Source organism: Rhizobium sp. BK377 (genome assembly GCF_014193935.1).
Lineage (GTDB): Bacteria > Pseudomonadota > Alphaproteobacteria > Rhizobiales > Rhizobiaceae > Rhizobium.
This window is the reverse complement of sequence record NZ_JACIAC010000001.1, coordinates 212829-238070: the sequence shown is the minus strand read 5'-3', so window position 1 is coordinate 238070 and position 25242 is coordinate 212829. Positions and strand designations below refer to the sequence as shown.

Annotated in this window: 24 protein-coding genes and 2 tRNA genes; 14 read left to right on the top strand and 12 right to left on the bottom strand. The window is 58.2% G+C overall.

Features of this window, described 5'->3' with window-relative positions:
• Nucleotides 1-4: 4 nt before the first annotated feature.
• Nucleotides 5-1045, bottom strand: a complete 1041-nt coding sequence (locus FHT92_RS01175; RefSeq protein ID WP_183822049.1) for a cysteine synthase A — start codon at nucleotides 1043-1045, stop codon at nucleotides 5-7.
• Nucleotides 1046-1405: 360 nt separating this feature from the next.
• On the opposite strand from FHT92_RS01175, the gene FHT92_RS01170 reads away from it, so the two are divergent.
• Nucleotides 1406-2236: an SDR family NAD(P)-dependent oxidoreductase gene (locus FHT92_RS01170; RefSeq protein ID WP_183743675.1), complete on the top strand. Its 831-nt coding sequence runs from the start codon at nucleotides 1406-1408 to the stop codon at nucleotides 2234-2236.
• A gap of 207 nt (nucleotides 2237-2443) precedes the next feature.
• On the opposite strand, the gene FHT92_RS01165 is transcribed toward FHT92_RS01170, so the two are convergent.
• On the bottom strand, nucleotides 2444-2767 hold the full coding sequence (locus FHT92_RS01165) for a hypothetical protein (protein WP_183743674.1): 324 nt from the start codon (nucleotides 2765-2767) through the stop codon (nucleotides 2444-2446).
• Between the two features lie 296 nt (nucleotides 2768-3063).
• Here FHT92_RS01165 and FHT92_RS01160 point away from each other — a divergent pair, with 296 nt between their 5' ends.
• From FHT92_RS01160 to FHT92_RS01150, 3 genes are all read left to right on the top strand, one after another.
• Nucleotides 3064-3651, top strand: coding sequence for an alpha/beta hydrolase (locus tag FHT92_RS01160; protein ID WP_183822047.1), 588 nt, complete (start codon nucleotides 3064-3066; stop codon nucleotides 3649-3651).
• A gap of 86 nt (nucleotides 3652-3737) precedes the next feature.
• Nucleotides 3738-4301: a methylated-DNA--[protein]-cysteine S-methyltransferase gene (locus FHT92_RS01155; protein WP_183822045.1), complete on the top strand. Its 564-nt coding sequence runs from the start codon at nucleotides 3738-3740 to the stop codon at nucleotides 4299-4301.
• A gap of 75 nt (nucleotides 4302-4376) precedes the next feature.
• Entirely contained in the window at nucleotides 4377-4766 is a 390-nt protein-coding gene (locus FHT92_RS01150) for a RidA family protein (RefSeq protein ID WP_183822043.1), read from the top strand.
• Nucleotides 4767-4920: 154 nt separating this feature from the next.
• Here FHT92_RS01150 and FHT92_RS01145 read toward each other — a convergent pair whose 3' ends face one another.
• The 6 genes from FHT92_RS01145 to FHT92_RS01120 all read right to left on the bottom strand — a co-directional run bounded on the left by FHT92_RS01145 (nucleotide 4921) and on the right by FHT92_RS01120 (nucleotide 10984).
• Entirely contained in the window at nucleotides 4921-5502 is a 582-nt protein-coding gene (locus FHT92_RS01145; RefSeq protein WP_183822041.1) for an NAD(P)H-dependent oxidoreductase, read from the bottom strand.
• Complete coding sequence (locus FHT92_RS01140; RefSeq protein ID WP_183822039.1) at nucleotides 5499-6908, bottom strand: FAD-binding oxidoreductase; 1410 nt, start codon at nucleotides 6906-6908, stop codon at nucleotides 5499-5501. The genes FHT92_RS01145 and FHT92_RS01140 overlap by 4 nt, the downstream gene beginning before the upstream one ends.
• Before the next feature lies 1 nt (nucleotide 6909).
• Nucleotides 6910-8223 (bottom strand): cytosine deaminase, encoded by a 1314-nt coding sequence (locus FHT92_RS01135; RefSeq protein WP_183822037.1) that lies wholly within the window; start codon nucleotides 8221-8223, stop codon nucleotides 6910-6912.
• Nucleotides 8223-9077 carry an ABC transporter permease gene (locus FHT92_RS01130; protein WP_183822035.1) on the bottom strand — a complete coding sequence of 285 codons (855 nt, stop codon included), beginning with the start codon at nucleotides 9075-9077 and terminating at the stop codon, nucleotides 8223-8225. The genes FHT92_RS01135 and FHT92_RS01130 overlap by 1 nt, the downstream gene beginning before the upstream one ends.
• Nucleotides 9077-9901, bottom strand: a complete 825-nt coding sequence (locus FHT92_RS01125; RefSeq protein ID WP_183822033.1) for an ABC transporter ATP-binding protein — start codon at nucleotides 9899-9901, stop codon at nucleotides 9077-9079. Before FHT92_RS01125 ends, FHT92_RS01130 begins: the two co-directional genes overlap by 1 nt.
• Nucleotides 9902-9967: 66 nt before the next feature.
• On the bottom strand, nucleotides 9968-10984 hold the full coding sequence (locus FHT92_RS01120; protein WP_183822031.1) for an ABC transporter substrate-binding protein: 1017 nt from the start codon (nucleotides 10982-10984) through the stop codon (nucleotides 9968-9970).
• A gap of 183 nt (nucleotides 10985-11167) precedes the next feature.
• On the opposite strand from FHT92_RS01120, the gene FHT92_RS01115 reads away from it, so the two are divergent.
• Nucleotides 11168-12118, top strand: coding sequence for a LysR family transcriptional regulator (locus tag FHT92_RS01115; RefSeq protein ID WP_183822029.1), 951 nt, complete (start codon nucleotides 11168-11170; stop codon nucleotides 12116-12118).
• Here the strand turns inward: FHT92_RS01115 and FHT92_RS01110 are convergent, their stop codons facing one another.
• On the bottom strand, nucleotides 12119-12916 hold the full coding sequence (locus FHT92_RS01110) for a creatininase family protein (RefSeq protein ID WP_183822027.1): 798 nt from the start codon (nucleotides 12914-12916) through the stop codon (nucleotides 12119-12121).
• A gap of 277 nt (nucleotides 12917-13193) precedes the next feature.
• Here FHT92_RS01110 and FHT92_RS01105 point away from each other — a divergent pair, with 277 nt between their 5' ends.
• Nucleotides 13194-13853, top strand: a complete 660-nt coding sequence (locus FHT92_RS01105; protein WP_183822025.1) for a peroxiredoxin — start codon at nucleotides 13194-13196, stop codon at nucleotides 13851-13853.
• 81 nt (nucleotides 13854-13934) lie between these two features.
• On the opposite strand, the gene FHT92_RS29155 is transcribed toward FHT92_RS01105, so the two are convergent.
• Complete coding sequence (locus FHT92_RS29155) at nucleotides 13935-14228, bottom strand: hypothetical protein (RefSeq protein ID WP_246735111.1); 294 nt, start codon at nucleotides 14226-14228, stop codon at nucleotides 13935-13937.
• A 118-nt stretch (nucleotides 14229-14346) separates the two neighbouring features.
• Here FHT92_RS29155 and FHT92_RS01095 point away from each other — a divergent pair.
• Together FHT92_RS01095 and FHT92_RS29150 are read left to right on the top strand one after the other, a co-directional pair.
• Nucleotides 14347-14421, top strand: a tRNA-Asn gene (locus FHT92_RS01095).
• 561 nt (nucleotides 14422-14982) lie between these two features.
• Nucleotides 14983-15210 carry a hypothetical protein gene (locus FHT92_RS29150; RefSeq protein ID WP_246735110.1) on the top strand — a complete coding sequence of 76 codons (228 nt, stop codon included), beginning with the start codon at nucleotides 14983-14985 and terminating at the stop codon, nucleotides 15208-15210.
• 299 nt (nucleotides 15211-15509) lie between these two features.
• Here FHT92_RS29150 and FHT92_RS01090 read toward each other — a convergent pair whose 3' ends face one another.
• Nucleotides 15510-15899: a KTSC domain-containing protein gene (locus FHT92_RS01090; RefSeq protein ID WP_183822021.1), complete on the bottom strand. Its 390-nt coding sequence runs from the start codon at nucleotides 15897-15899 to the stop codon at nucleotides 15510-15512.
• 466 nt (nucleotides 15900-16365) lie between these two features.
• Here FHT92_RS01090 and FHT92_RS01085 point away from each other — a divergent pair.
• Nucleotides 16366-16439, top strand: a tRNA-Cys gene (locus tag FHT92_RS01085).
• A gap of 66 nt (nucleotides 16440-16505) precedes the next feature.
• Here the strand turns inward: FHT92_RS01085 and FHT92_RS01080 are convergent.
• Complete coding sequence (locus tag FHT92_RS01080) at nucleotides 16506-16724, bottom strand: hypothetical protein (RefSeq protein ID WP_312858749.1); 219 nt, start codon at nucleotides 16722-16724, stop codon at nucleotides 16506-16508.
• A gap of 542 nt (nucleotides 16725-17266) precedes the next feature.
• Here FHT92_RS01080 and FHT92_RS01075 point away from each other — a divergent pair.
• From FHT92_RS01075 to exoR, 5 genes are all read left to right on the top strand, one after another.
• Nucleotides 17267-17932 carry a protein-L-isoaspartate O-methyltransferase family protein gene (locus tag FHT92_RS01075; protein ID WP_183822017.1) on the top strand — a complete coding sequence of 222 codons (666 nt, stop codon included), beginning with the start codon at nucleotides 17267-17269 and terminating at the stop codon, nucleotides 17930-17932.
• Nucleotides 17933-18162: 230 nt separating this feature from the next.
• Nucleotides 18163-19026: a DUF2497 domain-containing protein gene (locus FHT92_RS01070; RefSeq protein WP_183822015.1), complete on the top strand. Its 864-nt coding sequence runs from the start codon at nucleotides 18163-18165 to the stop codon at nucleotides 19024-19026.
• Between the two features lie 117 nt (nucleotides 19027-19143).
• Entirely contained in the window at nucleotides 19144-21987 is a 2844-nt protein-coding gene (locus FHT92_RS01065; protein ID WP_183822013.1) for a valine--tRNA ligase, read from the top strand.
• A gap of 390 nt (nucleotides 21988-22377) precedes the next feature.
• Nucleotides 22378-23658, top strand: coding sequence for an OmpP1/FadL family transporter (locus FHT92_RS01060; protein WP_183822011.1), 1281 nt, complete (start codon nucleotides 22378-22380; stop codon nucleotides 23656-23658).
• Between the two features lie 713 nt (nucleotides 23659-24371).
• Nucleotides 24372-25175, top strand: a complete 804-nt coding sequence (exoR, locus tag FHT92_RS01055; protein ID WP_183743641.1) for an exopolysaccharide production regulator ExoR — start codon at nucleotides 24372-24374, stop codon at nucleotides 25173-25175.
• Nucleotides 25176-25242: the final 67 nt, after the last annotated feature.

Sequence of the window (25242 nt, the reverse complement as noted above, 5' to 3'; positions counted from 1 at the left end):
GTTTTCACGCTGCGGGTTCGTAGGGTATTTTGATATCCGTCGAGCCAACCATCCAGGCGGGAATGGGAAGGCCCTTGGATGACAGGAAATCCGGGTTGAAGAGTTTGGACTGATAGCGGTTGCCATAGTCGCAGAGGATTGTCACGACCGTGTGGCCAGGGCCGAGATTCCTGGCGAGGCGAACCGCACCGGCAATATTGATTGCCGTGGAGCCGCCCAAGCAAAGTCCCTCATGCTCGACCAGATCGAAGAGGTAGGGAAGCGCCTCGACATCGGTGATGTAATAAGAGAAATCAGGCGTGAAGCCTTCGAGATTGGCAGTAATGCGCCCCTGGCCGATACCTTCCGTGATCGATGAGCCCTCGGACTTCAACGTGCCGTTCGCGTAGAATTCGTAGAGTGCGGCACCTTCAGGGTCGGCTATGCCAATCTTGATGTCCTTGTTGAAGCCTCGGAGACCTGCCGCAACGCCAGCAAGCGTGCCGCCGGAGCCGACCGAGCAGATGAAGCCGTCGATCTTGCCGTCGGTATCCTTCCAGATCTCGGGCGCGGTCGTTTCGATATGCGCCTGGCGGTTCGCGACATTGTCGAACTGGTTCGCCCAGATCGCCCCGTTCGGCTCGCTCTTGGCAAGCTGCTCGGCAAGGCGGCCGGAAACCTTCACATAATTGTTTGGGTTCTTGTATGGGACGGCCGGAACTTCGACGAGCTCGGCGCCGAGCAGGCGCAGCGCATCCTTCTTTTCCTGGCTCTGCGTTTCCGGAATGACGATGACGGTGCGGTAACCGAGCGCCTTGGCGACGAGCGTCAGGCCAATGCCGGTATTACCCGCCGTGCCCTCGACAATGACGCCGCCGGGCTTCAGCAGCCCCTTCTTCTCGGCATCGCGGATGATGTAGAGCGCCGCTCGGTCCTTCACCGATTGCCCGGGATTGAGGAATTCGGCCTTGCCGAGAATGGTGCAGCCGGTCGCCTCGGAAACACCCTTGAGCTTGATGAGGGGCGTGTGGCCGATAGCCTCGATGACGGAGGGGTGGAAGGTCATGGAATCTGCCTCGTTTCAGCATAGTTTAGGAACGGTCTTTTCCCTTCACAAGGCGGCATTGGCAAGAAATCCTATTCCATGCCTTTTAAGCCGACGACAAAATTAGTCTTCCGTTTCCGGCGTTTCGCTCAGTTGCGGTGGCGCCGGCGCCTTCCATGCTTCAAAGCGGTGGCGGATATCCTGCATCGCCTATGCTGCTTCGGGCGGGCCTATCGCGCTGACCGGCTCCTTCCGGGCAGGTCGTGGGTAACCTCATCGGCTGAAAGCAGCCACAATGCTGTGATAGAGCCATTATCCCGGGAGAGACGAGGAGCTTCCGGGCCTGCATTCGCATTAAATCGGCAGACCGGAGGAAGTGTCATGCGTAATTTCATTGCCCGCCCGGAACATGGTGTTGTCTGGATTTCCGGTGCGAGTTCCGGAACAGGCCGGGCGCTTGCGCTGAAACTCGCAGGCGAGGGATACAAGGTCGCCGTCACTGCCCGCAATCACGATAAGCTGGTGGAATTGCAGGTCGAGGCGGCTGGATTGTCTGGCAGCATTATCGTGCTCGATGGCGATGTGACCGATGCCGAAGACATGGAACATATCATGGCCTCGATCGAATATGAGCATGGTGCGCTCGCCATGGCGATCCTGTGTGCAAGCGTCTATCAGCCCGTCCACGGCGAGGATTTGAACCGGGCCGATTTCGAGAAGACTTTTGCCGTCAACCTGTCAGGCGTCGTCAACTGCCTGCTGCCGGCGATCCGCCACATGAAGGCGAAGGGGCAGGGGCAGATTGCCGTCGTTTCCTCAGTGACGGGCTACACGGGATTGCCGACCAGCGCCGCTTACGGCGCGACCAAGGCTGCCCTGATCAACATGGCCGAAAGCCTGAAATTCGATCTCGACAAGATTGGCATCCGCATCCAGCTCATCAATCCGGGCTTCGTCGATACGCCGGCACGCAAAGATACTTTTCCCGTGCAGGCACTGGTTTCGCCCGAGGCGGCGGCAGAGCGTATTGCGGCGGGCCTCAAGTCGCAGGCTTTCGAGATTACCTTCCCGAAGCGCTTCACCTATATGCTGAAGTTCCTCCGGATCTTGCCCTACGGTCTCTATTTCGCGCTCGTGAACCGCGTCACCGGTTGGCGTGAGCGGCCCGTTGATGACAGTCACCGATCGGCGACACCGCATCCGGCCGAGTAGTCAGCGGTGCGAAAAGACCACCTGCCGCACATCGATGTTGTAGGCGCGGAAGCCTGCCTCGTAATAGAACAGATAGAGTTACCCTGCCAATGGCTGCCCATTGTCTTGCCTGAGGGTCTGTTATGCAGGTACGGGGCAATCATCGGTTTCATAAAATACACATGAAAAAGGCCGGTCGAGCCGGCCTCTCTCAATCATCTTTGCCGGTCAGTTGTCGTATTCCCGGCAGGCTTCGCTGATCGAAGCGCCGCTTTGGCCGCCGCGTGTATCAACACCCGTGTTCTGCTGCGGCATTCCGGGGCAATCGATGGCCTGACCGCCGATGCTCTGCGTCGTCATCGGATCTACCGGGCCAACGGGAACCGGATGAATGCCATTATCGTCATTCGTATAGTCTGACGAATAGTTACCCGAGCCCGGGTCCGTAGAGCCGCCATTGGTGGGGCCGATGCTATCGGGATTGGACTGAGCAAATGCCGACGAAGCCATGCCGATGGCAAGCAACGAAGCGGCGATAAGGGATTTACGCATGGGAGCTATCCTCCTTCGATTTTCATCTTCGGTGACCCTTTCCTAACCCCCGAGAAAACTCCTGGTTCCAAATTAGGCTTCAGAATTTAAGCGGGGTGGTTGAGACAATCACGCACGGTTACGCATATCCTGCCAGCTCCCCACTATCCCTGAGCAGCAGTTTCTGATGCCGGCGATGGATTTTTCCTGCTTTCTAGGAAGTTTTGGAGCTTCGTTTCTTTAGTCCATAAATTTTATGGATAATTCTGACGAAGATGCGTCGCACCAGTTTGCTGCGCACACGCCAGGAGATAGCAATGACAAAAATCCTGATCGTGCCGGGTCTGTTCGGTTCCGACGAGGGGCATTGGCAGCACTATTGGCTTGATGATGTGCCACAGAGTCAGATGGTCTGCCAGGACGACTGGAACCACGCTCGTCTGGACCGCTGGATGGAGCGGCTGGAACAGGCGCTGCTGGAGGCGGGGGAAGCCTATATCGTTGCCCATAGCCACGGCTGCATTCTGACGGCGAGGCTCGCTGACCGGCCAATGGCCCGGCGGGTCAAGGGAGCGCTTCTGATCGCCCCTTGCGATTTGCCGGCCACGGAAAGGCTGCATCCCGGTTCGCTCGCTTTCGGCCCCATGCCGACAAACCCGCTTCCCTTTCCGAGCCTCACCGTCGGCAGCCTCGACGACAAATATATGTCGCTCGACCGTTTGAGCTTCTACACTCGTCTCTGGAAAACCGAGGTTCGCAACATAGGCCTCGCGGGCCATATCAATATCGCCAGCGGTTTCGGCCGTTGGACCGGCGGCTATGCGCTGTTTGATGTGGTCAAAGGCAAGGCGAAGGCAAAGAGACCGCAAATATCCACGCTTGCCGCGACCACCGCATCGGCGTGACGCTTTATCGGGCATGCGCAAGAAACGGGTTGAACTTAAGCTTCCGCGGTACGATTCTAATAGCCAACGGAATGCGAGGCTTCACGATGGCTCAGAAAGTGCATCAATACCTGATCTTCGAAACCGCCGGCGGTTTTTGCGGCATTGCCTGGAGCGATGCCGGCGTGACGCGGTTCCAGTTACCGACGAAGAGCGCCGATTCGACAGAACGCTTGTTGCTGCGCCGTTTGCCGGCTGCCGAACCGGGCAAGCCGACGCCGCAGATTATGGACGCCGTCGCTGCGGTGAAGCGCTATTTCGACGGGGAGGAAGTCGACTTCTCCAGCATCGCCGTTGACCTTGATGGCCAGGATGCGTTCTTCCGCGATATCTATGCTGCCGCGCGCCGCGTCAGTTGGGGTCGCACGACGACCTACGGCACGCTGGCGAAGGAGCTTGGCGCAGGGCCGGAGGCAGCGCGCGACGTCGGCCAGGCCATGGCGAAAAACCCCGTCGCGCTCATCATTCCCTGCCATCGCGTGCTGGCGGCAGGTGGAAAGATCGGCGGCTTTTCGGCGCCCGGCGGTTCGACCTCCAAGCTTCGCATGCTGGAACTCGAGGGCGTTCATGTCGGCCCGCCGCCACCTGCCCAGCAGTCTCTCGATTTTTGAGGACGAATCGCGAGCAAGTGGTTGGAATGTGCCTAAAACCCTCGCTATAAATCTCTGTCTGTAGCGAGGTTTTTCATGAAGAAGATTTTCAACCCGCCATCCGTCCGCCGCCCCTTCGGAAATTACAATCACGGCCTTCTCGTGCCGCCGGGTGCGTCCCTGCTAGTCACGTCAGGTCAGCTCGGCATCGGCCTCGATGAAAAGGTCCCCGAGGATGTGACGGCCCAGGCCGAGCTCTGCTTCGAAGCGATCAAGGCGATCCTCGCCGAAGCCGAGATGAGCTTTGCCGATGCCATCCGCATTTCCGGCTTCGTGACGAAGCGGGAGGATTTCCCCGCCTATATGGCGGTGCGCGACCGCTTCACGCTCGATCCGAAACCCGTTTCGACGCTCATTATCATCAACGGCTTTACCCGGCCGGAATTCCTGGTGGAAGTGGAAGTAACGGCGGCGAAGGTTTTCTGAGATTTGATCGCAAGCTCCGCGGCGATGACGACGGGGCGGCTTAACGGCGTGGCGGCAACGTATTGGGCGGTGCGCGCATGCTGGCCAGTATCGGCGTCGAAGAGATCGACGACCATGCGGGTGCGCCCCTTAAGTGTACCGATGCAAGCCGCCCTTAGAATCGCTCCATCGCGTCCTTCACTTTCGCCAGGAACGCTGCCCGTGTCTCCGGGGTGCAGTTGTTCATGTCGTAATGGGCGAGAAAGGTAACCGGCTTGAACGGGTCGATCTGCGCCCGCAGAACCCGTTTGACGATTTTCTTCGGCGGATTGCCGGCAACGAAGGCGCGGAAAGGTGTCGCGCCATAGGTCAGCACTGCACCGAGCTTCCTGATATGGCGCAGGCGGGATTCGACCTTGCCGTTCACGAGCGCGAAGGAAACGCCGGGAAGCCAGACCCGGTCGAAATAACCTTTCAGGATCGCCGGGAAGCCGAAATTCCAGACCGGTGTGCAGATGACCAGGGCCTCGGCCCGCTTCAGCCTGTCGACATAGGGTTTCACCAGCGAGGTATTGCCAGGATAGTCATGGTAGACGAGCCGGTCATGTTTCGACAGGACGGGGTCGAAATTCTCCGCATAGAGATCGCACGCATCCACCTCGTGCCCAGCCTTGGCGAGGCTCTCCACGGTCTGCCTATAGAGCGCTTTGCCATAGCTTTCCTCGACCGGGTGCGAGTGGAGGACGAGAACCCTCATGACGCCTCCATGACGGCGGCAAGGCCCGGGAAAAGGTAGTTCTTGCCGGCATCGAAATCGAAATTGGGATTCTCCCAGGCGATCATCTTGCCAGGATTGAGCAGCCCCTTCGGGTCGGTCTCATGTTTGAAGGCGAGCTGCACCTTGTCGGTACGCTTCATGCCGCCCTCTTCGAGCGTATAGCGGTGCGGGTTGAAGATCGGGCAGCCATGATCCTGATGGATCTTGATGATCTCTTCCAGCCGCTCCTCTGTCGTATAGCGTACCAGCGGCAGGCCCGAGCACTGGATCTGTCCGTCGAACTTGATGAATTCGAGATGACCCGGCACCTCGTCCCCGAAAATCTCCACCATCTTCTTCACCTTGGCGACATGGTCCGGCCCAGGATACTGCACCTGAAGATAGGTGAAATTCGGATCGACCTTGAGCGCCCGCAGCGTCGTATGGTTCCACGCAAGCTCGTAGGCATGCGGAATGCCGCGCATGCTCTCGACCTTGTCGGAGCGGAACATGATCTCGCCTTTCTGCGCCGTCGTGAAGGCAAGGAAAGCATCCATGGAATGCGGCGCGATCATCAGCACGACGATCGACTGGCCCTGGCGGATATAGGGCTTGTGACGGGTGAAATATTCACGCGGGATGGGTGCGGCGATCGGGGCGATTTCCTTGACGAGAATGCCATTGCACTTCGCCAGCGCATCGGAAAAGCGCACCGCATCCATGAAGTCATCGTAGCCGACCAGCACATCCACCCAGTCATAAGCGGGTGCGAGCGGCATCTCGATTTCCGTGATGATGCCGTTGGTGCCGTAGGCATGGCTGACCTTCTGCAGATCCCAGCCGGTCAGGTCGAGCACGCGCGGCTCCGCCTCCATGGTCACGACACGCAGGCGCAGGATATTGCCGAGGTCGCGCAGTCCTCCCCAGGTGATCGAACCGACACCGCCGGAACCGCCCGCGATAAAACCGCCGACAGTCGCAGTTTGGGCGGTCGAGGGATGGAAGCGCAGTTCCTGGCCGGAATGCGCCTTGGTCTGCTTGTCGAGCTGGGCGATCACGATGCCGGGTTCGCAGATGACACGGCCCGGATGGATTTCCTTGATCTTGTCCATGGCCGCCAGATTGAGCACGATGCCGCCTGACAGAGGCATGGCCTGGCCGTAATTGCCGGTGCCGGCACCGCGCGGGGTGACGGGCACGCCATGGCCGAAAGCGACCTTCAGCGTCTGGATGACTTCAGCTTCATTCTTCGGCGTGACGACGATATCGGCCGTCACATTATCGAGCTGCGCCTTCAGGATCGGCGAATACCAATAGAAGTCCCGGCTCTTCTGGCGAACGAGCGCCGGATTGTCCTCGATCGCGATGCCTTCGAGTTCTTTTTTGATCTTCTGATAATCGGCCATGTCAGGCTCCAACGACGCTATCGAGTTCACGGTAATCCGGCAGGCTGCGGTCGATCACCTTGCCGCGGCGAAGCACGACGCGGTCAGACTGCGGACGGGAAAGGAATTCGCTCCAGCGCCTTGCGCTGAAGAGCACGAGATCGGCGGGGCTGCCGACGGCAATGCGGCTCATCTGCGGCCTGCCGGCAATCTTGGCCGGTGACGTCGTGACGACGCGTGCCGCGGTGTCGAGCGGATGATCGAGATGCAGGATGCGCACTGCCTCACGAAACACTTCGACCGGATCGAGATCGCCATAGGCGTAGAAGGGATCGCGTGTATTGTCGGAGGAGACAGCCGTCTCGACACCGGCAGCCGCCAGCTCCTTGAACAGGGTCACGCCACGCCAGCGTGGCGTACGATCGGGATAACGATCCTGCAGGTACATGTTGCACATCGGAAGGGAGATGATTGAAATTCCAGCCTTGTAAACCAGCTCCACTGTCCGCTGCGCCGTGTCATCATCCTGCCGAGCGAGCGAGCAGCAATGACCCGCCGTTACCTTGCCTTCGAACCGGTTGCGTAAAGCGGCTTCTGCGATCGCCTTCAATGTCTCCGCGCCCGGATCATCCGTCTCATCGACATGCAGATCGATATCGAGACCGTTCTCCGCTGCCGCTCGCAAAAGCGTATCGAGCTGCCAGTCGAGCGAAGGTCCCATCTTGGTGACGCCGCCGAGCAGACCGCCCTTGTCCTTCACGACGCCGACGAGATCGGCAAAGAAAGCATCGTCCGCCATATTGTCGAGCGGGAAAAGAGCGACCGCCTGCAGGGCGATCTTGTCCTTCCATTCCTCGCGTATTTCAGCAAAGACCTCGAAGGAAATGCGATGCTGGGGCGCAAGCGAATCCAGGTGTGTGCGGATGAGGCCGGTGCCATGCGCATAGGCTGAGCGCAGCGAAAATTCCATGCGCTTGCGCACATCTGCAGCCGACCAGTTTGCCTCGCGGTCCCTGCCGACGGCCTCCAGCGCACCCATAAAAGTTCCGTTCGGATTGCGCTTGCGCGGCCAGATGTGCCCCTTGTCCAGATGCGTATGGATGTCGGCAAAGCAGGGCCAGACCATGCCATCTTTCATATCGGACTTGGCGAATTCCGCCGGCGCCGTACCCGGCGGCAGGATTGCCGCGATCAGACCGTCGGCAATCACGATATCGGCTTTGACGAGCCCTTCTGTTGCCGCAGCCACGTAGCTGGCGGTGGCGGCAGCCGGAAGCGTCGCATTGGCAAGCACGAAACGGCCCGCATTCGGGGGAGACATGAAGGAATAGGTCATCAATTTTCCCGCTTCAGGCTGCTCTCATGCCAGCGATGCAGGCTGAGCCATGAAATGAAGGAGGTAATGGCGAAGATCGCGACGCCGAGCATCGAGAGCATGAAGAGCGCGGCAAAAAGGCGGGGAATGTTCATGCGATATTGCGATTCCAGCAGACGGAACGCGAGGCCGGAACCGGCACCCGCCGAACCTGCGGCGAATTCGGCAACCACGGCGGCAATCAGCGCAAGGCCGCCGCCGATGCGAAGCCCTGTCATGAAATAAGGCTGGGCGGCCGGGATCTTCAGGTAGATCAGCGTCTGCCAGCGCGAGGCGCCGTATAGTTCGAAGAGGTTGATGAGGTTATGATCGACGCTCTTCAGGCCCTGCACCATGTTCGACAGGATCGGAAAGAAGGCGACGAGGAAGGCGCAGATCAAGAGCGCCACCTGCGTGGATGGCGCATAGATCAGGATCAGCGGCGAGATGGCCACGATCGGTGTCACCTGCAGGATGACAGCAAGCGGATAGAAGGCGATCTCGATCCAGCGCGATTGCACCAGGAAGATCGCAAATCCCACGCCGCCGATCAGCGCCAGGACTAGCGATATGAAGGTGATCTGCGTGGTTACCCACAGGGCAGGGGCAAGTGTGCCCCAGTCATTGATGAAGGCCGCCGCGACAGCGCCGGGACCGGGCAGGATATAAGGCGGAACGCCCGAGAGCACGACGTAGAGCTCCCAGATGACGATGAGCACACCGATGACCAGGAAGGGCACGACAATGCGTAGCGCCAGATCGCGCCTGTTGGCATTGACCGGATTGGGAAGGGGCAGGGGCGCAACTTCGGTCGCTTCGATACTGTCGACGCTCATCAGTGTTCCTCCGCCCCGCCAATGGCCTCGATCAGCGAACGTGACGTTGTTTCACAGGCTTGCCGGTATTCTTCCGAAGTTCGGTAATGCGAATCCCGCTCCAGGCTGGTCGTCAGCGGAAAGTCCGCATGGACGCGGCCCGGCCGCGCCTTCATCACCACGATGCGGTTGGAAAGATAGGCGGACTCGAAGACGGAGTGCGTCACGAAGATCACCGTAATGCCCGTCGCTTTCCACAGCCGCAGGACGTCGTCATTGAGCTTCTGGCGCGTGATTTCGTCGAGCGCTGCAAAGGGCTCATCCATCAGCAGCAGTTTCGGTTTGGTCACCAAGGCGCGGGCGATCGACACACGCATCTTCATGCCGCCCGAGAGCTCACGCGGATAGGCATTGGCGAAGTCCTGCAGCCCGACGGTTGCGAGCGCTTCCGTGATCCGACTGCTTGCTTCCGCCTGGGACACGCCGCGCAGCTTCAGCGGCAGGTAGACATTGCCGAAAACCGTCTTCCAGGGCATCAGCGTCGGCTCCTGGAAGACGAAGCCGATATCGCCTTCCGGCAGGCCCTTCGAATTGATGCGCGAACTCGGCCAGTCGATCTTGCCCGACGTGGCGTCGCCAAGACCGGCGATGATGCGTAACGCCGTTGATTTACCGCAGCCGGAGGGGCCGAGAAGGCTGATGAATTCGCCGCTTTCGACCGTCAGCGACATGCCCGACAGCGCGACCGTGCCGCTGGAAAAGACCTTCGAGACCGACTGCATGACGACCAGCGGCCGCTTGCGTGTTTCCTTCGAAGGTGCCGCCTTGGTTTCGGCTAGGGACATTCTCTCGCTCTTTTATCGAAGGGGATGCGGCCCGCCGCCGAAAGGCGGCGGGTCTGCCTGGGAGGCTTATTTCTTCAGAGACATGCCGGTACCCTTGCAGACGAACTTCGTCGTAAAGGCCTTGGTGTAGTCGGTTTCAGGCTTGAAGACCTTGATCGCCACCATCTCATCGAAGAACTTCTTGTAGTGAGCGTCGGTAATGCAGCCGATGCCCTTGTCCAGGCCGTCACCGGATTCGATGATGCCGTATTCCTTCATCTTGGCGATCGAATAAGCGATCTGGCCATCCGTCATTTCCGGATTGTCCCTCTTGATCAGCGCATTGGCCTTGCTGTTGTCGCCGTAGAGATAGTTGTACCATCCCTCGATCGAGGCATCGACGAAACGCTGCACGACGTCAGGCTTGGCATCGATCATCTGCTGGGTCGTGGTGATCATCGTCGAATAGGGCGAATAGCCGTTGTCGGCGAGCAGGAAGACCTTCGGCTCCCAGCCGGTCTGCTTCTGGATCTCGTAAGGTTCCGAAGTCAGGTAGCCCTGCTGGGCGGATTGTTTGTCGGCAAGAAACGGGCCCGGATTGAAATTGTAGGGCTTGTACTGCTCGTCCTTGAAGCCTGGAAAATTTGCCTTCATCCACTCGAAATAGGTGAGGTAGCCATCCTTGCTGAGGAAAAGGGTCTTCAGCTTCGCAAGATCCCCGAACTTGTCGACGCCGACGTCAGGATGAGCGATCAGGATCTGCGGGTCTTTCTGAAAGATCGCGGCGACATCGACGAGTGGGATACCCTGCTCGACGGCGGAGATCTCGCCCTGCGGTCCGCCCATATAGAAATCGATCTTGCCGGAGATCAGCAGCGCGTTGTTGGCGGCATTCGGCCCGCCTTGCACGATGGAAACGTCAAGGCCATATTTTGCATAGGTTCCGTCGGCGACCGCCTGATAGAAGCCGCCATGCTCGGCCTGTGCGAGCCAGTTGGTGCCGTAGCTGACCTTGTCGAGCGCATAGCCGGGCGCAGTGGCGGCAAGCATGCTGCCAAGCCCCAGAACTGCAGAAAGTACTAATTTTTTCAATCTGTTGGGCATGACGGCGTTCCCCTTCTGGTGCCTTGGAAGCTCGTTTTCGGCCTCCGATTTTCTTCATTTGAGCGATTGCTTCGCTCTTTGAAAAGCATCAAAATTCGTGCGCAATGATGCCTTTTTGGCATCTCACCTGATGTATGTGCCTAATTTGGGCGCTGTGCTTAAAAACGATGCAATGAGGTCTCGATGCTGCACTCCAGAAAGCTTCTGTACATCAACGAGATCGCCCGCACCGGCTCGATCCGGAAGGCTGCCGCGCGTCTCAACGTCGCTTCTTCGGCGATCAACCGGCAGATACTGGCACTCGAAGAGGAAATGGGCGCACCGCTCTTCGAGCGCCTGCCGCGCGGCCTCCGTCTGACGGCCGCGGGCGAACTCTGCATCGAGCATATTCGCGAGGTTCTGAAGAATTACGACCGGTTGGAGGGGCGCATCAGGAGCCTGAAAATGCAGCAGGCCGGCAAGGTGCGGCTGGTAACGACGGTCGGCCTCGCCGCTGGGCCGTTGCCGGAAATCATCGCTCGCTTCCAGTCGGAGCATCCACGCGTTTTCATCCACCTGCGCAACGATGCCGGCACGATGACGGTCAATCCGGTGCTGTCAGGTGAGGTGGATATCGGCCTCGGCTTCAATATCCCAGCCACGCCCGGCATCCGCACACTCGGCAATTTCGATATACCGATCGGCGTCATCCTGCCGCCTGGCCATCCCCTGATCGGACCCGGACCGATCAGCCTGGCCGATGTCGTACAGGAGCGGCTGGTGCTTGCGCAGCAAGGTACCAGCCTGCGTGAGGTCATCAACCTCGCAATGGCGAGGCTCGATATTCCTGTCGAGCCGGTCCTGGAGACAAACGCTTCGGAAATGCTGAAGAAACTGGTCAAATGCGGGGCAGGGCTCTCGATGCTGAACCCGCTCGATGTCATCACCGAATGCCGCCAGGGCGAGCTGGTTTTTCGCCCGATTGCCGAGCCGCACAGCCGCCATCAGCCGATGAAACTCTTCGCCCGCGCCCGTGCGCCGCTCGATTCAGCCACCAGCCTCTTCGTCGAATACTTGCTAGCCGAGCTTGCCGGCCTCGTGCAGGAACTGCAAGCCAAGGGACACATCCCGCTTGAGCGGCCTGTCGTCGCCTGACTATTGCGAATAAAGATTGGAGAGCGGATAGCGCTTCAGGTCATGAAGTAGCTCGATAAAACCCTTCACCTGATGGCGGCAGATTGCCTCGCCCTTTTCGGCCGTACCCTTTGAGGCGTCGCCGACAACGCCGTTCGGATTGAGATCGTGGGCGATCCAGGCCAGCGAATGCGGTGGCAGCGGCTGGATATACTGCGATTGCTCGCGCATCCATTCGGCCTTCGAAACGAAATTCTCAGCCTTCTCCATCCGCACCAGTTCCGGCCGGAAATGCAGCATCAGCGATGTCTCCACCTCGCCGCCATGAATGCCGTAACGTGTCTCGTGCTCGCTGATCATACCGTCAGGATTGCCGAACCGTCCCCATTGGGTGGAAATCACGGCCATCTGGTAACGCACGCGCAGCTCGCGGGCGACGATGCTCATGATATCGACATTGCCGCCATGCGAATTGACGATAACGAGCTTGCGCACACCAGCCTCCGCCACCTTCGCGCCGATCGCCGTCCAGACGAGGATCAGCAGCTCGGCGCCGAGGGAAAGCGTGCCTGGACCGTAGACGTGCTCATTCGCCTTGCCGATTTCCTGGGTCGGCAGGACGAGGATATCGAGGTCGTCGGGCCGTTGCCGGCGCAGTTCCGCCAGCATGCCGTTGGCGATCGCCACATCGGTTGCTATGGGCAGATGCGGTCCGTGTTGCTCTGTCGAAGCGATCGGCAGGATAGCAATGGTCGTGTCGGCAGAGAGAGCGGCAAAATCATAAGTGTTCAGTTCATTCCAGTAGAATGGTGTTGCCATTGCTGCTTCCCTCTTTGTCATTCTTCGATAGTGAGTAGGGAATAACGCGACATGCGAAAAGCATCGATTTGCGCGCGTGCCGCTGCCTTTTTGCGCGCATAATATCTTAGTCCGATGTCAGGCCATCTTTGCGCACTGGAAATAAATATTCCGCCGTTGCCTCTTTCGGGGAAGGCTTTGGTTTGACCGCGCTTGGCTCAGGTCTGTAGATAGTCATCAGCACGCAGAAACGCCTGCGAGTGTCCAGATTTAACGATCCGCAATTGGAGGGCCGACCATGAGTCTACGTATCAACGATATTGCTCCCGATTTCACCGCCGACACCACCCAGGGGCCGGTTCAGTTCCATGACTGGATCGGCAACGGCTGGGCGGTTCTCTTCTCCCATCCGAAGAATTTCACACCGGTCTGCACGACCGAGCTCGGCACCATGGCTGGCCTCGAAGGGGAGTTCAAGAAGCGCGGCGTCAAGATCATCGGCATTTCCGTCGATCCGGTCGAAAGCCACGGCAAGTGGAAGAACGACATCAAGACGGCAACCGGCTTTGACGTCGAATATCCGCTGATCGGCGACAAGGACCTCAAAGTCGCCAAGCTGTATGACATGCTGCCGGCCGCTGCCGGTGAAAGTTCCGAAGGCCGCACGCCCGCAGACAACGCCACCGTGCGCTCGGTCTTCGTCATCGGCCCGGACAAGAAGATCAAGCTGATCCTCACCTACCCGATGACGACGGGCCGCAATTTCAACGAGATCCTGCGCGCCATCGATTCCATCCAGCTCACCGCCAAGCACCAGGTCGCGACGCCGGCCAACTGGAACCAGGGCGACGACGTCATCATCACCGCGGCCGTCTCCAATGAAGACGCGATCGCCCGCTTCGGCTCCTTCGACACGGTTCTGCCTTATCTGAGAAAGACCAAGCAGCCGTCTGCCTGATCTGCCGGCTTGGTGATCGTTTCAAAAGACGCTCCGGTCTCGGGGGCGTCTTTCTTTTCTAGCTTGCTGAACACGTCGAATTTACGCAGGTCGCTTTCGGCGATGCCACCAAACTGCAACGCGGCGGCGCCATCTGCGCGCGACCGGAAGATCGTGAGAAAGGACAAGGAAGCCGAGCGGCAGCATCCAGAAGCCGAGAATTGGCAGAAAGCCGAGAATGCCACCGAAGATAAGCAATGCGCCGGTTGTCATTCTTGCGATGCGAGAGCGCGGCATTGGGATCCGCAACGAGCCAAGAACCAGCTTGCCGTCTTTGTGATCAATACCGAAACGCTTTTCTCCGGCCTTATTCGGTCTATTTTTCTTTTCAGTCATCCACAAGAGATGGGCGCAAGCGACGCAAATACAAGCTGATTTCATTTTTTTGAAAAAACCGCTTGGCAAATCGGGAAAGCATTTGTATTACCCCGCTCACGCCGCGGCCAAGCGGTGATCCCTGGTAGCTCAGCGGTAGAGCATTCGACTGTTAATCGACAGGTCGCCGGTTCGAATCCGGCCCGGGGAGCCAGTTTTAGAGAAGCGCCTGTTTTCGTTGAGAATTCCGAAGCAGGCGCTTTCTTCTCCACTTTTGAAACGCGTTTTCTGCGGTTCGACTCCGGTGAATAACCATACTGGCGAAACGATTTGCCCCCGAGTAGATAGCTCGATGGACGCGCCCGGCGTGCGCCGTTGTGAAGCAACGCGCACCGGCCGCGGGCAACGGTCTACGCGCTGCCCACTGGCCTGCCGTGTCTACGCGGCAGGATGCAATTCCAATTCATGGCACTTTCCCGAAATAGTCGGCGGACATGTTCTCACGCCTCTTTCGCACTTGAGGAAGCCGGGCACCGAGGCGGGGCAAGTCGATGGATCTGCCGTAGGTTCTGCTCGCCTCCTTCATCCGCAACGCACGCTCGCCGCCATTCGATCCGCACTGGAATCGGCCGGCGTCGAATTCTTTGAAGACGCGCGGTGATGGCGTAGTGAAGCTGCGCTATCAGCATTAGTCGCGACACCTGCCCTCAGCTAAGGCGGAACTAATAAGTCCGAAGCTGGTTACGTCAGACACTCGTCTCTAGCGGAGGCTACGATGTGGGCTATCTTGATGGGTGCCGCTCTTATAATTGGCGGACTGCTTTTTTTCTTCTCATCAGCGCTTCGTCGAAGATCGAGTGATCCGCATCAAATGCCCCAAGGCGGCAGCACGCTGGAACCACGGCACCAAGGCATCAGGTTTCTCGGAGTATGCCAAAACTGGCAAGCTCTTACCATTATCGCGGTAGGCGTACTTCTCTTGGCTTTTGGTGCATATTTATGACGCTGAACAGCAGTTGACCGTACCAACTTGTCTTAATAGCTTCCAACTGCGGCCTACCAAACCGCACACCACCATACTGGCATTGCCAAATCGACGTTCTCAATGTGGGCCGCCACCCACAAGATGCCGCAGGCCATTCCCGAACCAGAAAGAGGGCAAGCGCGCTATAGACGCGAAGCTGGACGAGATCAGCGGGCTAACACGATATGCGCCCGGTTCGGCTAACTCAGGCGAAGTTATAAACTCGGATTTTTTGCCGTCTTCTTCGCAATTACGCTTGGTACGCTAGCGTAGCACCTCTATTGAGGCGAAACGGCAGGCTTTTCGCCAGAGGCTGGAGCAATCGTTCCCGACTTGGCGATTTCCGACAGGTGAATTGGCAGCTCGCCATTTTCCTCAAGGGCCGTTGCCGTAATCACGAGTGCGCCGATGAAAAATATCAGCAGCTTCACCGTATGAGAGCTGAAGCTGGCTTTCTGCCACCAGCCGGCCTGGATACGTGAAGGCTCCAGATAATATTTATAGTAAAATTCCGGATCGCTGGTTTCGATGAGGTTGTCGTAAATATGCGGCAGTACCCCGGCATGCCGGACTGCACGACCGCCGGCGAATTTGGCATGAAGAACCTGGGTCTCCGGATCGTAGGATACAGCGCGGATCTGCTTCGAATTCAAAGGCACCCAATTCATTTCTGCTCCTATCTCTCCCTCCCGGACAGAGGATGGAACGCCGACGCTGGAAGTCAAGTTAAGATTTTTTTAATATTATTCTCGTCTAATTTCCGTATTATCTAATATAATAAAAGTCGAGGAGCCGCCGCCGTTATAGATGAGTCCTATCGGATAAGTATAGGTGACAGGCTAAAGGCCGGCTGAGTTCCCCTATTGCGCGATTTGGAGCGCGTGGAGGCCCGCTTGGGCAGCTGTTAGCCTAATTGTTATTCAAGTAGGGCTCGCTTTCTTAGCGGAGCGAGCTTTTTATCTTCAGGCGCGAGGGCGGATGTCTCGCCGCCTTCCGCAGCCGGATCGACGCTTGTTCTGTACGAACCAGATGTGGCCAGAGTTTGAAATTGCAGGAAATGTTTTTGGAAAGCCCTCTTGCGATTTCCTTACGATCATTCTAAACGCTCGCCACGGCTAGCATGACAGCCCGTGAGGCCTCGTGGCGGAGTGGTGACGCAGAGGACTGCAAATCCTTGTACCCCGGTTCAATTCCGGGCGAGGCCTCCAAATTTCTCACCGACATGGAAATCCGATCCGCCTCATAAATGAGCGGCATCGATTCCGCGTGTCGCATCACCAGATGCGGGAAACCGAGCTGAAATCGAACTGCGCCGGCTTGATGCCGGTCAGGGAATAAAGCGCCCGCAATCCGCCGTTGCGCAGCCCCGCCAGATAGTCGACACCATCAACAGCCATTTCGTTCTCTATCCTCGCATCGGCGCCGAGCAGCCGCTGCAGCGCCTGCGCCGAGATGCGTGTGAAATTGCAGATGGTGCCGTTCTTGAATTTCACAAGCAGTAACCGCGCTTCCGGATTGTAATGAAGCGTTTCTATGTCTGGCGATTGGATGGCGAATGTTTGCATGCGGCCAAACTAGCGGAAGCCGCGGCTGGTGCACAGTATGGTTGATATAGAGTTAATGGCGCAATCGACTGTACCGGCTTGATCCAACTGGACGCGGAAATCTATTTCTCCGGCGCGCCGAGTAAGTCGCCAGAAAACTTTTACTGGGAGAGTACGATCTGTTCAGTTCGTTTCGCGGTCCAGCAGCCCGCAGCAGAATATGCCGACGAGTGCTGCGCCGATGAAAAAGTCGAACAGCGTAAAATATTCCAGAATGGCAGACATGGCCTGCTCCTCCTCATTTCCTCCGGTTGGCACAGTATCACGAAATCGCAATTCGCTCCACGCGGAAGTTGCAGCTATCGTTTTCACCTGTTGCATGCGGGGAGGGGTTTCCGGGATTCTTCAAACGGGTCTCCGGCAAGCCTTGAAAGCATCCGTGCCGGAGATTAAGAGACGGAAGACAGAACCGCTTTCATCGGCGAGAGGATATGATGGATTTCGAAGCAGCACGCGCAAAGATGGTCGACAACCAGATCCGCACCACGGACGTTACCTCGCATTCCGTGCTGACGGCCTTCCTCACCGTCCCGCGCGAAGTATTCGTGCCGGAGAGGGCGAAGGTTCTGGCTTATATCGACAGTGATATCGAAATTGCTCCGGCAACCGCTGGCAATCCGGCCCGTTTCCTCATGGAAGCGTCGCCGCTCGCCAAGTTGCTGCAGCTTGCTGCAGTCACCAAGGATGATGCCGTTCTCGAAGTCGGCGCCGGCACGGGGTATGCCTCCGCGCTGCTATCGCTGATTGGCGGCTCCGTCGTGGCGCTCGAATCGGACGAAACCCTTGCTGCAGAAGCCAAGGCAAATCTCGCCGGGTACGCAAATGTGCAGGTGGCGACCGGCCCGCTTGAGAAGGGCAATGCCGCCGGCGCTCCCTATGATCTGATCTTCATCAACGGTTCGGTGGAAGAGGTTCCTGCGGCACTTCTCGTCCAGCTGCGGGATGGCGGTCGTCTCGTTGCCGTTCAGGGTTATGGCAATGCTGCCCGCGCGAAGGTCTTCGTCAGCGAGCGCGGCGCTGTTTCCGAAAACGTCTTCTTCAATGCTTCGGTCAAGCCTCTGCCTGGTTTCGCCAAGGCTCGCGAATTCGTGTTCTAAGGCGGTTTCAGTGCTGTTTTTTGAGCGGGCGCCATGGGCGCCCGTTTTAGTTTTCGGCTGTCTTAAAAGCCTTCACAGACTTCGCTTACACTTGGGTAACAAAACTGTGCATGGCTGCATTTGTTTGATTCGCGCTGATTTTTTTCCCCTTTGGGGTATTCTAAGGTCATGGTGATTCGGGTGCATGCTCCACGCCATCCGGTCGTTGTTAAGGGATAACGGGGATAGATATGGCTCAGCCAGGTGTAGTGCGTGAACCGTCCATGGAAGAGATCCTGGCCTCCATTCGACAGATTATAGAAAGCAATGAGCCAGGCGCCGGAAAGGCGATTTCCACCTCGCTTCCTCCCGTTTACGGGGCGGAAGAAGAAAACGACTCCGAAATTCATCTGACGGTCGACGATACCTATGCCGGTGTCGAGTTCCCCGAGCCGGCTGCGCTGCGTCCCGATCCGCGTTTCGTCGCTGCAAATTCTGCCGGCACGGCGTCTGAACCGGAAATGCCAGCCCGCGCCATGTCGCTTGCCGATGTCGCAGCCCGCGTCCGTGCCGCTTCCGAGCGTAGCGTTGTTCAGCCCGCTCAAACGCTCCGTGATATGCCCCAACAATTCCGTGAACTGCAGTCGCAGCAAGCTTATGACGCGCCGCGCGCAGCTGCTGCTCCGCGCCCGATCGAGCCGGCTCCGGCTCCCCGCGTTGCCGATTATGCACCCGAACCTGCGCCGGTCTTTGCCGAGCAGCGCCTGCCCGATGTCCCGCAGCCTGCGCTCGACGAAGAGGCGCCCGTGTTTCCCGCTGTGGAGCAGCGCGTCGAGCCGCTAGCCTTCCAGCCGGCCGAAGTTGCGTCCGAGCGCGTAGCGGAAGACGGTCAGCCGTCACTTCTGTCGCAGAACACGGGCCTGCAGGTTGCCCGTTCCTTCGAAGAGCTTGCCGCTGCCATCGATGGCGCCGCCGAGCGCCGCTCGCTGGATGAGATCGCCGAAGACATGCTACGGCCGATGCTGCGCGAGTGGCTGGATGATAACCTGCCGACGCTCGTCGAACGTCTCGTGCGCGAAGAAATCGAACGCGTGGCGCGCGGCCCTCGCCGCTGATCGGACCGCTTTTCCAGACAATAGCCGCTCCGGTCTCCGGGGCGGCTTTTTTATTGACTTGGCCGTAGCCATCCTATTTACAAAACGCCCATCCTCGAACCTCGAATTGGTCAGAAAATGCTCGAAAAGACCTACGATTCCGCCGCCGTAGAACCGAAAATCGCCGCGAAATGGGATGAGGCGGATGCCTTCCGCGCCGGCGCCAACGCAAAGCCGGGTGCGGAGAGCTTCACCATCGTCATCCCGCCGCCGAACGTTACCGGCTCGCTGCACATGGGCCATGCGCTGAACAATACGCTGCAGGACGTCATGGTGCGGTTCGAGCGCATGCGCGGTAAGGATGTGCTTTGGCAGCCGGGCATGGACCATGCCGGTATCGCCACGCAGATGGTTGTCGAGCGCAAGCTGATGGAGCAGCAGCTTCCCGGCCGCCGCGAGATGGGCCGCGATGCCTTCATCGAAAAGGTCTGGGAATGGAAGAGTGAATCGGGTGGCCTGATCTTTAATCAGCTGAAGCGCCTCGGCGCTTCCTGCGACTGGTCGCGTGAGCGCTTCACCATGGACGAGGGCCTGTCGCAGGCTGTTCTCGAAGTCTTCGTCACGCTCTACAAGGAAGGCCTGATTTACAAGGATAAGCGCCTCGTCAACTGGGATCCGAAATTGCTGACGGCGATTTCCGACATGGAAGTCGAGCAGATCGAGCTCAAAGGCAATCTGTGGCATCTGCGCTATCCGCTGGAAGACGGCGTCACCTATCAGTACCCAATCGCTTTTGATGAGGAGGGCAAGCCCACCGAATTCGAAACGCGCGACTACCTCGTGGTTGCGACGACGCGGCCGGAGACGATGCTTGGCGATACCGGCGTTGCGGTCAATCCCAAGGACGAGCGCTACAAGTCGATCGTCGGCAAACACGTCATCCTGCCGATCGTTGGCCGTCGCATTCCGATCGTGGCCGACGACTATGCCGATCCGACAGCCGGAACGGGCGCGGTCAAGATCACACCCGCACACGATTTCAACGACTTTGAAGTCGGCAAGCGGGCTGGCCTGCGTGCGATCAACATCATGAACATCGACGGCACGATCACGATCAAGGACAACGAGGATTTCCTCGAAGGGCTTGATCATCCGGCCGCCCTGCACGGCGCCTGGGATCGCCTCGAAGGTCAGGATCGTTTCTATGCGCGCAAGATCATCGTCGAGATCTTCGAAGAGGCCGGCCTGCTCGACAAGATCGAGCCGCATAAGCACATGGTTCCGCACGGCGACCGCGGTGGCGTGCCGATCGAGCCGCGTCTGACCGAGCAATGGTGGGTCGATAACAAAACCCTTGCCAAGCCTGCCATTGCCTCCGTTCGCGAAGGCCGGACAAAGTTCGTGCCGAAGAACTGGGAAAACACCTATTTCCAGTGGATGGAGAATATCCAGCCGTGGTGCATCTCCCGTCAGCTGTGGTGGGGGCACCAGATTCCGGCCTGGTACGGCCCGGATGGTCAGGTTTTCGTCGAAAAGACCGAAGAAGAGGCGCTGCAGGCCGCCATCCAGCACTATTTGTCGCATGAAGGGCCGATGAAGGCCTATGTCGAGGACCTGCTTGAGAATTTCAGGCCGGGCGAGATTTTGACGCGTGACGAAGACGTGCTCGACACATGGTTCTCCTCGGCACTCTGGCCGTTCTCGACGCTTGGCTGGCCGGACAAGACGCCCGAGCTGGAGCGTTATTATCCGACCAGTGTTCTTGTCACCGGTTTCGATATCATACCGTTCTGGGTTGTCCGCATGATGCAGATGGGCCTGCATTTCATGAAGGACGAGGACGATAACCCGGTTGAGCCGTTCCATACCGTCTATATTCACGCCCTGGTCCGCGACAAGAACGGGCAGAAGATGTCGAAGTCCAAAGGCAACGTCATCGACCCGCTCGAACTGATCGACGAATATGGTGCAGATGCGCTGCGTTTCACGCTGGCGATCATGGCTGCACAGGGCCGTGACGTGAAACTCGACCCGGCCCGCATCGCCGGTTACCGCAATTTCGGCACCAAGCTCTGGAACGCCACGCGCTTTGCCGAAATGAACGGCGCCAAGAGCGATCCGCATTTCGTACCGGAAGCGGCTGAACTCACCGTCAACCGCTGGATCCTGACGGAGCTTGCCCGTGCGGAACGTGACGTTACGGAAGCTCTTGAAGCTTACCGTTTCAACGATGCCGCCGGCGCGCTCTATCGCTTCGTCTGGAACCAGTTCTGCGATTGGTATCTCGAACTTCTGAAGCCGGTCTTCGGCGGTGAAGACGAGGGCGCGAAAGCCGAAGCTCAAGCCTGCAGCGCTTATGTTCTGGAAGAGATCTACAAGCTGCTGCATCCCTTCATGCCCTTCATGACCGAAGAACTGTGGGCACATACGGCGGGTGAGGGCCAGGAACGTGACGGATTGCTCTGCCACGCCGAATGGCCGTCGCCGTCTTATGTCGACAATGCAGCGGCCGATGAGATCAACTGGCTGATCGACCTTGTTTCCGGCATCCGCTCGGTGCGCTCGGAAATGAACGTGCCGCCATCGGCCACAGCCCCACTCGTCGTCGTCGGGGCCAACAGCCTGACGCGTGAACGGCTGTTCCGTCATGACGCGGCCATCAAGCGCCTGGCGCGTGTCGAGGGTATTTCGCTGGCGGAATCTGCACCGAAGGGTGCCGCTCAGATCATCGTCGCAGAAGCGACCGCCTGCCTGCCGCTCGGCAATCTGATCGATCTTTCGGCGGAAAAGAACCGCCTCGAAAAGGCGATTGCGAAGGCCGAGAGCGAAGTCGCGCGCATTGATGGCAAGCTCTCGAATGAGAAGTTCGTCGCCAATGCCAACCCGGAAGTGGTGGAGGCCGAACGCGAACGTCATGCAGAACTGACGAGCCAGCTCGAAAGCCTGAAGACTGCTCTCGCGCGAGTTAGCGAAGCGGGATAATCGCGGCTAACGAGTATAATTTTTCTCAAGGCGCGTTCCATTGGAGCGCGCCTCTTGCGTTAAAGAGCCTGACGATTCGTAAGGAATTGGGCGCTTTTGCCGATTCTGCCTGTGGATATAACCCGTTTGAGGGATATTGCGCGCGAAAACCAGCACTGTTGTCAGTTTGTTACAGCCACCGCGCTTGGTGGAATGAATATCTAATAGAACCCTAAAAACTGACAGATAGAAGAATAGAATTTTATATATCTGATTTTTTGACGTGCCCGTCAATCAGTTACGTAAATTAGTCATAACGCAACTTCGCGTAGCAGCGGAGCGCCTCGTTGCGATTTGTTAAGTTCACTAGCACAGTGTGATTACATCAATTGCTTGAGTGGGGGAGACACAATGGCAGCGCGTATGTTTTCCAGGAGCGTAACATCGCTCATCGTATTTTCGGCACTGGCTTCACCGTCCTTTGCAGGTGGTCTGGAGCGTGGCGGCTACAATATCGATCAGTTGTTCGATACGTCGTCCTTCTCGTTTCAGTCGGGCATCCTTTACGTGTCACCGCAGCGCAAGCTTAAGGACGCTCGTGACACGCAACCCTCGGCATTGACCGGTGGCGGCAACCTGAACAACCGTTCGAGCACCGCCGACGAGACTACCAATTATACAATCCCTTATTTTGGCTTTAAGGCTGGCTTTGCCGATGCGATTGACTGCCTTGTCGACTATTCGGAGCCGTTCGGCGGCCATTCCAATCCCGGCTTGGACTGGGCCGGTGCCAACAACAACATCGAGACGGAGATCAAGACCCGTAATTATGGCGGCACCTGCTCCTATCGCTTCGATGTCGGTCCGGGACAGCTTCGCTTCATCGGCGGCGCGTTCTATCAGGAAGTCGAAGGTTTCAAGGAGCGTCTGGTTTCGACGGCCCCGATTGCCTTCGGTACGGGCAATGGCATCGGCCGCCTCGATCTCGAAGACAATGGCTGGGGTTGGCGCGCCGGTCTGGCCTATGAGATCCCGGAATATGCAATGCGCGCGAGCCTCGTCTACAATAGCCGCGTAAAGTACGACAACCTGACGGGTACGGTGGATCTCACTCAGGTTACTGGACCCATTGCGCCGCTGAATGGCGCTCCCTATGGAAGGGTCACGCCCGTCTTCGGTTCCGCCGAAGCCCCGGATTCGCTGGAGCTTAAGCTGCAGAGCGGTATCGCCCCGGATTGGCTGGCCTTCGGTTCGGTTAAATGGACGAACTGGAGTGTGCTGCAGTCCGTACCTTTCTGCCCGACATCGACAAAGGGCGTGGTTGCCTGCACCTCCGGCGGCGCGACGGAACTGACCTCGCTCGATCTTCTCTATCGCGACGGCTGGACCATAACGGGCGGTGTGGGTCACAAGTTCAACGACCAATGGGCAGGCGCGGTCAGCCTGACCTGGGACCGTGGCACCAGCCAGGGCTATGGCGCTCAGACCGATAGCTGGACAGTCGGTGTCGGCGCTGCATTCACGCCTACCGAGCATATCGAGTGGCGCGTTGCTGGTGCCGTTGGTATTCTAACGAGCGGTTCATCGGGCGTCGTCACTCAGAACGGCGTCACGTTTGGAGATGATGTCTCCTATTCCTTTGGCAACGACTTGGTTGCCGCACTATCGACCAGCCTAAAGGTCAAGTTTTAATTCCCTGATTTGAAGAATTGAGGAGCCTGGCGGTGCCGGGCTCTTCTTCATTTGCCGTCATTAATCATCCCGTCTTCTCGTCTCGTTTTGTGACGATTCAGCAACACTTTTTTACGACCGTTCGCGTATGATGTCGGCGGGGCGAATTTGTCCATTTCCCGCCACAAAGAGGGCGCAGCGCTATTAGCGGGCGAGGAGATGACAAGCGTAGGTGTGCGTAAGCAGTAGCATGGGTCGAATTTTTTCGGGTAACGCCAGACATCGCGATAGCAGCGGCGAGAAGCCAGCGGTAACGGCCGTTTTGCTTTTCGCCAAAGGCATTTCCGGCCGAAAATCCCCCCTTTCGATAGTGTTGCAGATTTGCTCGTTCCGATCATTTTCATTCCCCCGGCATGAAGCTTCGTTCTCTGGGCACGGTAGCGATACCGGTTTGGTCACATTTGCTGTTTACGAAGACCACAGAGGCGGACGGGCAGGGTCCTGGATCGCAAAGGAAATACCGCAGGCATCACATGCGAGCCGTGCCGGAAGCCGGATGGTTCACAAGGATGTGCTGGTTTTGACAGAGGGGCATGGGGCTGGAAGCGACGCGGATAAAGGGGCCTTGGAGCCCGCCGCGGGATCGCTCGCCTGGAAGGAATGCATCCACGCGGGCAGAACGGCGAAGAAAGCCGCCGCCAGGCGTCTGGGATGAACGAAAGAAACCGGTAAAGATGGTAACGTCCGAGTTCAGATTGTTCAAATTCATGCTGCTCAGCATGTCGATGGCCGTTTCCCTGGCCTTGGCCTGTCCGGTCCTGGCATTCGACATCAAGACGGGCGTGACGAAGGAATCAGGACCCTTCGATCTCTTCAAGTTTGGTTTCAAAGCTTACAAAAACGGTCAGAAGGAAGAGGCGGTAGAAGCCTATAAATACGCCGCTGAGAAGGGACATACCGGTTCTCGCTGGGCGCTCGCCAACATGTATGCCGATGGCGATGGCGTGGCGCAGGATGATTTCGAAGCCTTCAAGATCTACAGCGAGATTGCACAGCAGGGCGTAGAGCCCGGCTCGGAGGATACCGGCTTCTTCATCAATGCGCTGCTGTCGCTTGCCAATTATTACAGGCACGGCATTTCTGGCAGCCCGGTGAAGATCGATCTCAACCAGGCCCGGCAGCTCTATTTCCAGGTCGCTTCCACCTTCGGTGTTCCCGAGGCTCAGTTCCAGCTTGCGCAGATGATGCTCGCGGGTGAGGGCGGAAGCGCCAATATCAACCAGGCCAAGAAATGGCTCAATCAGGCCCGCAAGAGCGGCCATCCCGGTGCCATGGCCGTCTTCGGCAACATCCTCTTCGATGAAGGCCAGTCTGCCCGCGGTTTGGCGCTTATGACGGCCGCTCTCGACCGCTGTAAGCCGAAGGATTGCAGTTGGATGCAATCGCTTCAGGAGGATGCATTCTCGGTCGCTAGTGAAACCGATCGGCGTACGGCCATATCCCTATCGCATACGATTGCGAGCGGCTCGGACAACTAAGCTTTCGAGCAATTCCGGCAAAAGTGCGCAGCGATTTTGCGTCCGGAATCGCGTAAAACGAAAATGC

Bases quoted from the DNA above. Each gene is read 5' to 3' on its own strand.
- FHT92_RS01170 (WP_183743675.1), top strand. From the start codon at position 1,406: ATGCGTAATTTCATTGCCCGCCCGGAACATGGTGTTGTCTGGATTTCC.
- FHT92_RS01070 (WP_183822015.1), top strand. From the start codon at position 18,163: ATGGCTCAGCCAGGTGTAGTGCGTGAACCGTCCATGGAAGAGATCCTG.
- FHT92_RS01125 (WP_183822033.1), bottom strand. From the start codon at position 9,901: ATGTCCCTAGCCGAAACCAAGGCGGCACCTTCGAAGGAAACACGCAAG.
- FHT92_RS01165 (WP_183743674.1), bottom strand. From the start codon at position 2,767: ATGCGTAAATCCCTTATCGCCGCTTCGTTGCTTGCCATCGGCATGGCT.
- FHT92_RS01130 (WP_183822035.1), bottom strand. From the start codon at position 9,077: ATGAGCGTCGACAGTATCGAAGCGACCGAAGTTGCGCCCCTGCCCCTT.
- exoR (WP_183743641.1), top strand. From the start codon at position 24,372: ATGGTAACGTCCGAGTTCAGATTGTTCAAATTCATGCTGCTCAGCATG.
- FHT92_RS01175 (WP_183822049.1), bottom strand. From the start codon at position 1,045: ATGACCTTCCACCCCTCCGTCATCGAGGCTATCGGCCACACGCCCCTC.
- FHT92_RS01065 (WP_183822013.1), top strand. From the start codon at position 19,144: ATGCTCGAAAAGACCTACGATTCCGCCGCCGTAGAACCGAAAATCGCC.
- FHT92_RS01060 (WP_183822011.1), top strand. From the start codon at position 22,378: ATGGCAGCGCGTATGTTTTCCAGGAGCGTAACATCGCTCATCGTATTT.
- FHT92_RS01155 (WP_183822045.1), top strand. From the start codon at position 3,738: ATGGCTCAGAAAGTGCATCAATACCTGATCTTCGAAACCGCCGGCGGT.
- FHT92_RS01150 (WP_183822043.1), top strand. From the start codon at position 4,377: ATGAAGAAGATTTTCAACCCGCCATCCGTCCGCCGCCCCTTCGGAAAT.
- FHT92_RS01105 (WP_183822025.1), top strand. From the start codon at position 13,194: ATGAGTCTACGTATCAACGATATTGCTCCCGATTTCACCGCCGACACC.
- FHT92_RS01090 (WP_183822021.1), bottom strand. From the start codon at position 15,899: ATGAATTGGGTGCCTTTGAATTCGAAGCAGATCCGCGCTGTATCCTAC.
- FHT92_RS01075 (WP_183822017.1), top strand. From the start codon at position 17,267: ATGATGGATTTCGAAGCAGCACGCGCAAAGATGGTCGACAACCAGATC.
- FHT92_RS29150 (WP_246735110.1), top strand. From the start codon at position 14,983: ATGTGGGCTATCTTGATGGGTGCCGCTCTTATAATTGGCGGACTGCTT.
- FHT92_RS01145 (WP_183822041.1), bottom strand. From the start codon at position 5,502: ATGAGGGTTCTCGTCCTCCACTCGCACCCGGTCGAGGAAAGCTATGGC.
- FHT92_RS29155 (WP_246735111.1), bottom strand. From the start codon at position 14,228: ATGACTGAAAAGAAAAATAGACCGAATAAGGCCGGAGAAAAGCGTTTC.
- FHT92_RS01115 (WP_183822029.1), top strand. From the start codon at position 11,168: ATGCTGCACTCCAGAAAGCTTCTGTACATCAACGAGATCGCCCGCACC.
- FHT92_RS01120 (WP_183822031.1), bottom strand. From the start codon at position 10,984: ATGCCCAACAGATTGAAAAAATTAGTACTTTCTGCAGTTCTGGGGCTT.
- FHT92_RS01135 (WP_183822037.1), bottom strand. From the start codon at position 8,223: ATGACCTATTCCTTCATGTCTCCCCCGAATGCGGGCCGTTTCGTGCTT.
- FHT92_RS01140 (WP_183822039.1), bottom strand. From the start codon at position 6,908: ATGGCCGATTATCAGAAGATCAAAAAAGAACTCGAAGGCATCGCGATC.
- FHT92_RS01160 (WP_183822047.1), top strand. From the start codon at position 3,064: ATGACAAAAATCCTGATCGTGCCGGGTCTGTTCGGTTCCGACGAGGGG.
- FHT92_RS01110 (WP_183822027.1), bottom strand. From the start codon at position 12,916: ATGGCAACACCATTCTACTGGAATGAACTGAACACTTATGATTTTGCC.